We start from the raw sequence: 10,608 nt of genomic DNA, 5'->3' as shown, positions 1-10,608 counted from the left end.
AGGCGCGCGGGGCCCGCGCGGCGGTCCTGGGGGAGCGGGTGGTCCGGCGGGGCGCCGGAGTCCGGCGGCGGCGGCACGGATCGCGACCGGGCTCGGCGCGTCGTCGAGCACTGGCCGGCGGGCCGGCGCAGCGGGACGGTGCGGTGTACGGGCGGTACGGACGGAGCGCTTCGACGCCCAGCGCCGCAGGGGTCGCCCGGGTGCTGAGCCAGGCTCACCCTAGAATCTCGAACACAATCAAGCAATGATTGTGTCGATGTTTGTGGGTTCCTGATCGTCTTTTGAGTCCTGTGATTCCTGTGGTTGCCAAGGCGTACCGCTGGTGGGAGCCGACGGCCGGGCGACCGAAGAAGACCGTGACGTCATCTGGCGATGAGAAAGACAACCACGGCCGTGAGGAGCACAGCGATCACTGCAAGTCCGGTGCCCACCACACAGCCCGGGCTGTTCGCGAGCTCCGAGAGTCGAGCGGTGAAGGTCGGGGGTGTCTGCGCGGTGACGAAGGGCTTCGGGATCGCCTTCGGCACCGGGGCGGCCGTGGGCGGCGGGGCGGCCGTGGGCGGCGGGGTGGCGTGGTTGGCCGCGTCGTTCCGGCTGACCATGTCGCGCAGGATCTGCTGCCACAGGACGGGCGGGAGGTCCGGGACCAAACCGTTCGCCGGTGCGATGATGGTCTGCCGGAGCCAGTTGCCCGCAGCGGGGTGGCGGTCCCGGACCATGCGGTGCAGCAGCTCCCGGAGATCACGCAGATAGCGTTCGTCCCGGGCCAATGGGGCAACTGCCCAGGAGAAGAGAGCGGCCGCCCGATCGGTCATGGCCGTCCGGGACACCGGCTCCGCGCCCTGTCCACGCGGCGTGAGGTACAGGCCGTTGCGGAGCACCTCCGCGCACAGCTCGTGCCGCATCTGCGGCGTCCTGACCTCGATTCGGCCGGCGGAGCCCAGCTCGTCCAACAGCAGGTGGACCGAGTCCGGTGGCAACTCACCGGAGCGCAGTTCCCGCAGGAGCAGTTCGTCGGGCTGCGTGCGCAACCGCGCCGTCAGCAGATCACGCCGCACGGGATTTCCGCACTCGCGGTCGCGCAGGTCCTGGTGGAGTGCGTGCGTGTCGGCGCCCCCGGGAAGGGGGCCCTCGGGTGGGGCCTCTCCGTGGACGTACCCCCGCGGGGGCCGCGGAGACGCGACCGGAGGAGTGGCCACGGACGCGGGCTCCGTGTGCGGCTCCCCGAGGGGCCGCGGCGATGCGATCACGGCCTGGGGTGGCTGCCGATCCGCCTCCCCTTCCACGGACGGGTCCGCGGAGCGGTGCCCGATGCCGGCAAGGCCCGGGCCGGCCGGGCGGTCGGCGGCGAGGATGCGTTGCAACCGGACGCGCCGCTGTGCCCAATCCAGCGACGCGCCGTCCCTGAGTTCCTCGACCAACTCCGGGACCCCGGGTCGCTGCTGCGGATGCTCGAGGAGGTGGCCCACCAACCGGCTCGCCACCCGGTGCTCGAGCTGAGGGGTGGCCGGCCGACGGCACATGATGCGGGCCAGCGGCCCGGACCCGGCCGCGTCGGGCTCCCAGCGCGGGACGCACATCAGACGCAGTTGGTGGGTGTCCACCGTGTCGTAGGTGGCGAACGTCCACTCGCGGCCCAGCCAGGGCCCGAAGAGCAGGAACAGCCCCAGATAGACCAGCGGCACCGCGTCCCGGTCCGGCCAGCCGGGCAGTTCCTTGCCCTCCTCCGCGAGCAGCGAGATCCGCTGCGACGGATCGCGCAGCCACTCCGCAGCGGCCAGGATCAGCGCGTGCTCGACCGTCGGCAACTGCGCAAGCATGCTCGGCAGCCGTTTGCGCGCCAGGTCGCCGAGCTTCGCGCACTCGACCATGCGCAGGTGCCCGGACACCTTCTCGGCGGACTCCCGGCTGCTGCCCCACCCCCCGTACGCCAGTCCGATGCACTGGCGCGTCTTGAGGGTCCCGGAGTCACCGATCAGGACGTGGCTGACGGTGCTGGGTCGGCCACCCCGGTCAGTGGTGGGCCAGCGCTGGACGAGCAGGACGTCACCGTCCCGGGACAGGGTCCGCACGACGCTCTGCCGCGCGGCCGCCGCGCCGGACACCCACAGCAGCGGACCCAGCTCCCGGCCCAGTTCCTCGGCACGCTCGGCCGAACAGGAATGGGCGACGGCGCTCATGCCCGTGCCTTGGCGGCCGTGGTTGCCGTCCCACCGGAAGACGACCTGATGCACCGAGCCCGCGGCGCCCCCGCCGTCCTGCCCGGGCAGGTCGGCCCGGCCTTCCTGGGCCGGGCTCCGATCCTGGAAGTCCCTCACTGCGGTCCCCCTCCCGTGGATCCCCCGGATCCCCTTGCTTCCTCTCGCGGCACCGCCTCGATCGCGGGTGCCTCCCCCAGTGCGCCCGCCTGGGCGCTGCCCGGCACGTCGATCAGCCCGTGCAACGCCAGCAGCGCCAGCAGCGGCTCCAGCACACGCCGGGGCCCCGAGCCCGCCGGATAGCGGCCGTGGTCCTCCTGCCCTCCGGTGGCGGACGCGACGTGCAGCGTGCACCGGCGGATCGCGTCGAAGGGGCGCAGCCAGGCCTGGCCGGCGTGCTGCCGCAGCAGCCCGTAGACGTCCCGGCTCTCCTCGAGCATCAGCGCGGGATCGAGCGAGGTGGCCGGCGGACGGCTCAGCCACCGGTCGACAGGCGGCTGGAATCTGAGCAGGTCCGCCTTGGCCAGTACCACCGCGGCCGCCACATCCAGATACGGGCCGTTCTTCGGCAGACGGTCCAGAACCGTGCCGAAGGCGAGGTCGCCGTCCCGGTTCACCTCCACACCCCAGCGCTCCCTGACGTGGTCCAGTTGCGGCAGCGGGAGGGCCAGCGCCGGGTCGACGACGAAGACCAGGGCGTCGACACCGAGCAGGAACCGCATCGCCCCGTCGGTCCGCACCAGGTCCTCGCCGCCGAGGTCGAAGAAGGCGACCGGACGCACCTGCCCATGGACGTCGGTGATCAGGAGGGACTCCGCGAAGCGGGCGAAACCGTCCAGCCCCAGGCCGATGGTGTGGTCCAGGACCTTGCCGCTGCGCAGGGGCTGCACCCGCTCCCGGACGAACCGCGCGTGCTGCTCCGGGTTGACGGACTGCCACGTCAGGCCGAACGGCTCGAGACCCCCGTCGGTGATCGCCGCGATCATCTGGGTCAGCAGGTGACTTTTGCCGGTGGAGGACTGCCCGACCATCGCGACGGTCAGCGGGCGGCCGTGGGTGAGGTAGGGCACCGGGATGAAATGCTCGGGGAAGTCCGGGTCCGCCGCGCACTTCTGCACGGCGCCGCGCAGTACGTCCTGCCGACGCACGGGGTTGCCGATGCGTGAGAGGTCCAAGGGCTGGTACTGCATCCTGCTGCCCGTGACGAACAGGGAGCCGAGGTCGAGCTGGAGGGGCTCCTGGCAGTACGGGCAGAGCACCTCGCCGTCGCCCCGCCCGGCTGTCTCACCGGACCACTGCCGCGGTCCCGTGGCAGGTACCCGGCGCTTGGCGCGCAGCGCCTCGTCGAATGCCTCCCGATGAGGGCCCGTGCCGTCGGCGGGAACGGTGAGCACCACGCGCCGGGCGGCCTCCGGCGCGAGGAGGTCGAGCAGTTGGGCGGGCGTCGGCCGGTCGGCCGCCCGCAGGGCGAACGCCCCGCGCAACGTCCGGGCGAGCACCCGGTGCTCACCGAGGTCGGCGGGTGCCCGGTCCGGGGGACCGAGCCGTCCGGTCACCAACTGGTACAGGACCTGGGCGGCGCTCCACACCGCGTCCCGGGAGTCGGCGAGACCTTCGCCCCGGCGTTGTTCGGGTGAGCAGTAGGGCGACCGCCCCCACGGCCTTCTGGGCCATCCGGTGCGCGTCACCCCCTCGAGCCCCCAGAGCTGCACGGAGGCGCCGTCCCAGAGCACGGTGGCCGGCGAGACGCCACGTGGCACCAGGCCCAGCCGGTCCAGCAGGCACAGGGCCAGCATCAGGTCCCGGGCGAGGATCCGCTGGTCGGTCGCGGACATCACGTGCGTCCGCCCGGCGGCGATGCCGCGCGGCGCGGCGTACAGCAGGAAGGGCTCGGCCGCGTCCAGCTCGTAGCCGATGATCCTCGGGAAGAGCGCCGCGTACTCCGACTCGTCGAGCGCACGGCGCAGTTGCAGGGCGGTGCCCGCCTCCGTCTCCAGCAGCGCGCGCGCCGCCGGGTTCCGTGCGTCGGCGGGCGTCAGGCGTACTTGCACGCACTGCTGCCCCTCGTCCTCGATCAGACTGTTGCGGACCAACTGGGGCAGCAGCCGATCGCGGCGGGACTCGCGGCCGAACCGGATCGAGGCGACCCGGCGCCGCCCCGAGGGGACGGTGAACGCGAGTACGGCCGACCGCGGATCGCTCGGCTCCACCGTGGGGGAGTGCGTCGTGCTCGTCACCGACGGCCCCCTCGCTCGTACCTGTGCCCGGGTCCGGGGCGCGGAGCGGAACCCATGCGCAGTCGCCGTCCCCTCACTCGTACGCGTCCGTCCGCTCGGGCCCGGGACCCTGGTGGGGCCGGACGGTGTCCACCACGCCCATCCGCAGCGGGGTGAGCCGCACCAGGCCGGCATACCGTCCCGACGACGTCCACAGCACCTCCTCGGGCTGGGGGGAACCGGACGTCCGCCAGTCCTTCTCGACCTCGTCGCGCATGGCCTGCGGGGCGAACCTGATCCAAATCGCAGCCGCCGGGTCACGACTGAGCAGCGTTCCCTGCTCGGGCGACGAAAGCTGGACCACGGCCTGCCGGTCGGCGTCCGCTCCCACCAGTTCGGCCAGTCGGTGCGGATCGGTGCCCAGCAGCCTCGCCGAGGTGGGGCGGACTCGGCGGGTGGCGGCGAACGGGGGCGGGGACAGCACCCCGTTGTGGTGAAGGTGCCGGCGGACGGCCGACAGCAGGTCACGAACCCGTTCCTCGGTGCGCCGGACGGCGAGGGCGCCGGCTTGGCCGCGTTGGACGGCACCCCAGTAGGGCGCCATCGCCACCAGGGCGGCGTCCGCCAAGTCGGCGGCCAGGGTGGCGACCAGCTCAGGTCCACCCTCCCCGGCCTCGTGGTCCAGCCAGCGCGGTCCTCGCGAGGTGTGCTCGTTCCACCCGGGATCCAGCCCGGCCGGACTCTTCTCCTCGGCGGGCTCATCCCACGACGGCCCGTCCTGCCAGGTGTACGCGCTCGCCCAGTCTCCGTCCTCGTCGTCGGACGCGGCCAAGGGGTCCGTCTCCAGTGCCGAGGCACCGAAGAGCCAGTCGTCCTCGGCGGGTGTCCCGGTGTCGCCCGCGCCGGCGGTCGCGAGCCGCTCCGGCTCGAGCCCCGCCTCGGCCTCCGCGGCGAGTGCCGTCGCCCGCAGCATGCCGGCGACCGACCGGGCGGCATCAGCGCAGTACAAGCGGTCCTCAACGGCCCAGTGTTCCCAGACCGCCTCGGCCAGCAGGGCATCGAGCCCGTCCAGGGCCCACCGCAGTGCGGCGGTCGCGTGGCCCGGGCTCCAGGAGGCGACCGCGGCCCGCCACAGCCGGCGCATCGTCTCCGCCGTGGCGCCGAGGCCCACCAGCAGACCGATGGTGCTCAGCCAGAGCGGGGGCTCGGTGGCGTGGGCCAGCGCCACCCCGACCGCGGCGCCTCCCAAAGCCGCGGCGCCGAGGGCAATGGGGCGACGGCCGGGGCGTTCCGGGTCCCGCAACCGGGCCGTCCCGAGGGCCGCCATGCCGATGAACAGCAGCGGCACGGCGAGCGTGAGGACGAGGAGAGGCCCCTGCCACAGCGCACCCGCCAACCCCGCCACTACCGCAGCCACCGGACCGGCCACCACGGGCCCCGGCAGCGGCCCCCCCGACCCGGGCCGCCGGGCCACCACTTCCGGGGAGTAGCCGTCGAGCCTCGGCAGCAGCGCGGAACTCGGCACCGGCTCCACCTGCCCGGCCAGAGCGGTGAAGCGCTGGGCCACCGAGCGCAGGGCGAGCCCTCGGTCCAGCAGTTTGCCGGCGTACTCCTTCAAGCCCTCGCCGATCCGCTCGCCCGTGCCCTCGGCCGAGGGCACCCGCAGGCCGAAAGTCGCGAACCGGGCCGCCGACTCGGCGGTGGACGCCGTGGCACCGCCGCTCAACGCCGTGCCGACGAGATCCCGGTACGCGTCGAGCGCTTGGCGCGCCTGGTCGAGGTTCGCCTCGAACACCTCGCGACAGGACACCCTCAGCAGCCCGGGCAGCGTCCCCAGTCCGTCCAGCGCCTCGTCGGCGCCGCCGAGCGCCTCCGCACACGCACGGTACCTGTCGTCCGCCACCCCGCCGGGCTCCCGATGTGCCCGGTCCCGGCGTCGGCGGTCCGCCACCAGCCCTCGCAGCAGTTCGGGCAGATCGGCTTGGGACGCGCCCGCCGGCACGTCCGGCGAGGGCTCGGTGTCCGCGCCCGCGAACCGGGTGAGCGCGTCGCGCCAGGCCCGGTCGCGCACCTCCGGCGGCAGATCCTGCTCCAGCAGCCGCACCCCGGGGGCGGCGACGGCGTCGGGCAGCGTTCCGAGGCCGTGCAGCACCCCGAGGTGGAGGTCCGGGACCGACAGCACGTCCACCAGGACCGCGAGCGCGTCCGGATCGTCGGGCAGGGGCTGCTCGAGCGCCGTGCGAGCAGACCGCAGATCGCCCACCCACAGCAGCCCGGCGCCCGGGTTCCGCAACACCGCGGGCCTCACCAGCCGCCGATCGGGCTGCAACGCCTCGTCCTCGTCGGCGGACGTTCCCGGCGGGCTGCCGACCAGCAGGACGAGGATCCGGACCTCACCCACGGCCCGGTAACCGGTGAGCAGTTCGTACTGCGCTTCGTGGTCGGTGAGCCCGGCCGGGGTGTCAACCACCAGGAACAGTGGATCGTCCGGTTCCGGCAGCCCGGCCCGGCCCAACTGCCGGGCGACTCTCGCCCGCAGGGCCTGAGCGGTGTCGAGCTCTTCCGCCCAGGCCCGCAGGTCCAGCAGGATGACGGCATTGGTGTCCGCACGCACGCTCACTGGGCGTCACCGTCCCAGGGGTCGCGGCGTGAGCGGTCGCGCTCGCCGGCGTCGTCGTGGGTGCGAGGGTCAACCGCCTCGTCCCACGGCGCCGGGAGCCGGGCCCCGCCCCGGGAGCGGTCATCGGCGCCGTACTCGTCGTGGTCGTAGCGGACGGTCGGGCGGGCACGCCCCGCGCCGTCGCCCCGGGAGCCGTCGGAGGACTCGTCGAGGTCGTCCACGGAGGCACGCCGCGGACGCTCGTCGCCGTCATCGCCCCGGTACGCCCGGTAGGAGGTGGTGCGTGGTGCGGTGCCCCAGTCATCGTCATCGGCCGCAGCGGGCCGGAGCTCGGTGAGCTCGTCGCGGACCCGCGGCCCCGCAGGACCGCCGCGGACGTGCTCCAGCAGCGTGCGCAGGGTCGGCTGGACGGCTCGCTGGTCCCCGAACTCGGTGTCCAGAGCGGTCGGCAGCGTCTCCGCCCAGAACTCCCACAGCGGCCGCACCCATCCCTCGACCCGCTCGCCGCTGCGCTCCCTGCGTTCCGCAAGCAGCTCCAACTGGCGCGGGGCGATCTTCTCGACCAGGTCGACGAAGAGCGGATGCGGCTCGCTGCCCGACCGCGCCAGCCCCAGCGGCTGCGCGCCCATCAGCTCGCGGCAGTAGTCCTCGACGATCCGCTCGTCGTCGAGGACCGTCCAGCGCTCATAGGAACGCAGCAGCTCGGCCCAGCTCGACACGCCACCGGGGAAGTCCCCCAGCCGCAGCCGGACGCCGGGCACGTGTGCGCCCTTGTCGGCGAACAGCCGCAGCCGGATGCGCTCCGGCGACGCCGGGTCGCCCTCCACCACGTCCACCTGGCCGTTCCACATGCAGCACAGCAGCCGGTGCAGGATGGTGCGGCGGTCCTCCTCGCTGCTGACCATCCAACTGTCCTGGTAGCCGAGCCGCTGGCGCCAGCGCAGCACGTCCTGGGCCTGCTCGGAGTCCTTCGCCCTGGCCCACTGGCGGAGCACCTTGCGGGCCTCGGGGACCTGGGTGAGGCTCATCTCGCTGCGGAAGAGGACGACGGTGACCGAGTCGCTCTCCACTCCCCGGTACTCCACCGAGTTCTTGGCGTCCGAGGGGAGCCGCAGCGTCTTGCCGAGGTACTCCTGCACCTCCTCAACGGCCTGCACGCGCGGATGGGTGACGAGGACCCGCAGCGGCCCCGTGCCCTCCGGGGTGAACCCCACCGGCAGCAGCCCGGTCAGTTTGCGGCCGAACAGGTCGAGCGCCTCCTTGCTGACCTGGTCGGCGGCGTCCGCGTCGCCGGCCGCCGCGGCCAGCAGCGTGCTCATGGGCGGCAGCAGGGGACGCTCCTCCAGATGCGCGCCGCTCTCGGCGAACAGTCGCGTGATGCGGGCCTCCAGCAGCGCCTTGACGTTCGCCACGGCGCCCTCGGGGTTTCGCCGGCTGAGCAGGTGGACCGAGCGCCAGGTGTCCCCGTCGACCAGCTTGAGCAGGAGCGCGGCCTCGTCGTCGGTCTCGCGCAGTCCCTCCCTGCGGACCAGCCGGGTGACCACGTCCTCGTAGAAGTGGTTGAGGGTGCGCTGCGGCGGCAGCAGGTACGAGATGCCGGTGCGCTCCTCGTACAGCTCCAGGCCCTTTTGGGCGGACACCTTCCGCTCCTGGTCGCAGTGCCTGCGGAAGGCGTTCACCAGGCGCCCGAGGTCGGCCCCGGCCGTGTCCGCCTGGGGCTGCCAGTGCTGTTGCTGCTCCCGCCACGCCTCGTGCCACACGGTACGGCAGCGCCACTGGTACCAGGCGTCCTGCTCCCGGAGGGCAGCCTGCACGTCGTCGTCGCCCCAGCGGGCCGGTGACATGCCGGCCAGCCGACCCCTGATCCGCGGGACCTTGGGGGGTTGCTCCGTCACCCCGGACGGCCGGTGCGGAGCGCGGGCACGACTGTCCACCATGCCGAGGAAGCCGAGTCTGGCCATCGGGTCGTCGCTGTCCGGGGCGCCCCTGACGACGCGTTCCGCGAGGAACGGATCCACGGTCTGGAGCAGCTTGTCGATGGCGGGACGGGGGGCGAAACGGTCTGCCATCGAGGCGGCCTGGCGATCGGCGACGGACCTCAGATCGGACAGCAGCCGCTGCATGTCCGCGATCCGCTCACCCAGTGCCAGCTCGATGTTCTTGCCGCCGCGCGGCAGCGGATCGGGCTCCGCGACGGGCAACTGCCTGCGTTCCCAGAGCTGTTCGAGCTGCGCGTCGGCGAAGAGCTGCCGGATCAGCGGCGCCGCGCTGTCGCGCGACGCGGTACGCGGGCGCGCCACCAGGCCCGTGACCGCCTCCCGCAGCAACCTGCCCGCCACCAGGTCGGCCAATTGGTCCATCGGCGCGGTCATGGAGGCCACCAGGCTGGTGGAGACGCCCTGCCGGCCGATCCCGGTGGGGGACAGGGCGCTGCGGTGGACTCCCCGGTTGATGAAGCTCGCGGAGAAGGTCTGGAAGTCGTCGTCGGCCGTCGTCTTCCTGCCCCTGGAGCGGCCGTCGCCCAGTTCGGTGCCGATCAGCGACATCACCAGGGAGACGATGGAGCGGCGCAGGTCGTCGGGGCGGATACCCGCGGTCGGGCTGAACAGGAACGCCGTGGGCAGGATGCCGGTCCGAAGCCGGATCGGCGTCGTCCCCGGGTAGCGGATGGCGAGCCCGGCTTCGTGGTCGAGGTCGCCGATCTCCGCGCCCTCCGTCGGCGCGTTCTGCGCGTCGACCAACCGGAACAGGTCGACCAGTGCACGGGCCGAGTTGAGCTCCGCCTCCCGTCCGCCGCCGGCGGCCGTGGAGAACGACGACGGCATCACGACCAGCGGGTAGATCTTGACTCCGTCGAAACGGCGCACCTGGAACGCGTAATTGATCAGGTGCAGGTAGTCGAGGAAGATGCCGGCACCGGTACCGCCGGCCACCGAGAAGGCGACGAACACGTCGCAGCCGTTGACCTTGCCCCCACCGAGTTCACTCAGCTCGCCCGCCGACTTCGCGATCGCGTCGATCGCCTGGAGCAGCGGCTCCAGAACGGGGGCGAGGCCGTACCGGAGCGTGGCGAACAGGGCGGCGCGTCCCACGGTGGGCAACTGACCGGCACCGTTGTGCAAAGGGGTGACCTTGGGCTCGCCGATGCGCGGCGGCAGCCAATCGGCGACCTCCTCGCGCAGGCTCGCCCGCAGCATCTTGGTCACCTCCGGGGAGCTGTCGAAGTTCGGCAGCAGGTTGTGGGTGGCCCGGGAGGTGCGGGCGTACGCGGCCCGCAGGGACGGGTCCACGTTGAACTGCGGCAGCCGCTGGAGATCGCTCTCGCTGTAGTCCGCGTACACGAACTGGAGGCAATCCGGCAACTGGTAGGGGGCGTGGCCGCTCAGACGGCTCAGCGCGACTCCGTCCGGGCCGCACAGCTCGGCGCGCAGCCTGCGTTCCAGTTCGGCACCGACCAGACCGCCGGTGCCGCCCAGGCCGACGAAGAGCATCGGCTGGAAGATCTTCATGGTTCCCTCCCCGCTCACGACCGGTGCGGCCGCGGGTTCGTGCTCGTCACGTCCGTGGATTCCTC

General features: G+C 73.0%; 4 protein-coding genes. All 4 read right to left on the bottom strand.

The window, feature by feature from the left end; translation table 11 throughout:
• Nucleotides 1-362: 362 nt before the first annotated feature.
• The 4 genes from ACYVO2_RS00570 to ACYVO2_RS00555 all read right to left on the bottom strand — a co-directional run bounded on the left by ACYVO2_RS00570 (nt 363) and on the right by ACYVO2_RS00555 (nt 10,543).
• Nucleotides 363-2,318: a hypothetical protein gene (locus ACYVO2_RS00570; RefSeq protein WP_461005483.1), complete on the bottom strand. Its 1,956-nt coding sequence runs from the start codon at nt 2,316-2,318 to the stop codon at nt 363-365.
• Nucleotides 2,315-4,435, bottom strand: a complete 2,121-nt coding sequence (locus tag ACYVO2_RS00565; RefSeq protein ID WP_461005482.1) for a serine/threonine-protein kinase — start codon at nt 4,433-4,435, stop codon at nt 2,315-2,317. Before ACYVO2_RS00565 ends, ACYVO2_RS00570 begins: the two co-directional genes overlap by 4 nt.
• A 73-nt stretch (nt 4,436-4,508) precedes the next feature.
• Complete coding sequence (locus tag ACYVO2_RS00560) at nt 4,509-7,034, bottom strand: hypothetical protein (RefSeq protein ID WP_461005481.1); 2,526 nt, start codon at nt 7,032-7,034, stop codon at nt 4,509-4,511.
• On the bottom strand, nt 7,031-10,543 hold the full coding sequence (locus tag ACYVO2_RS00555; protein ID WP_461005480.1) for a tubulin-like doman-containing protein: 3,513 nt from the start codon (nt 10,541-10,543) through the stop codon (nt 7,031-7,033). Before ACYVO2_RS00555 ends, ACYVO2_RS00560 begins: the two co-directional genes overlap by 4 nt.
• Between the last annotated feature and the right edge of the window lie 65 nt (nt 10,544-10,608).

This window comes from Streptomyces capparidis (genome assembly GCF_054782095.1).
The sequence above is the reverse complement of the archived record's forward strand: the minus strand, read 5'-3'. Positions and strand labels throughout refer to the sequence as shown.

Coding starts and splice junctions, on each gene's coding strand:
- ACYVO2_RS00555 (WP_461005480.1), bottom strand. CDS start 10,543: ATGAAGATCTTCCAGCCGATGCTCTTCGTCGGCCTGGGCGGCACCGGC.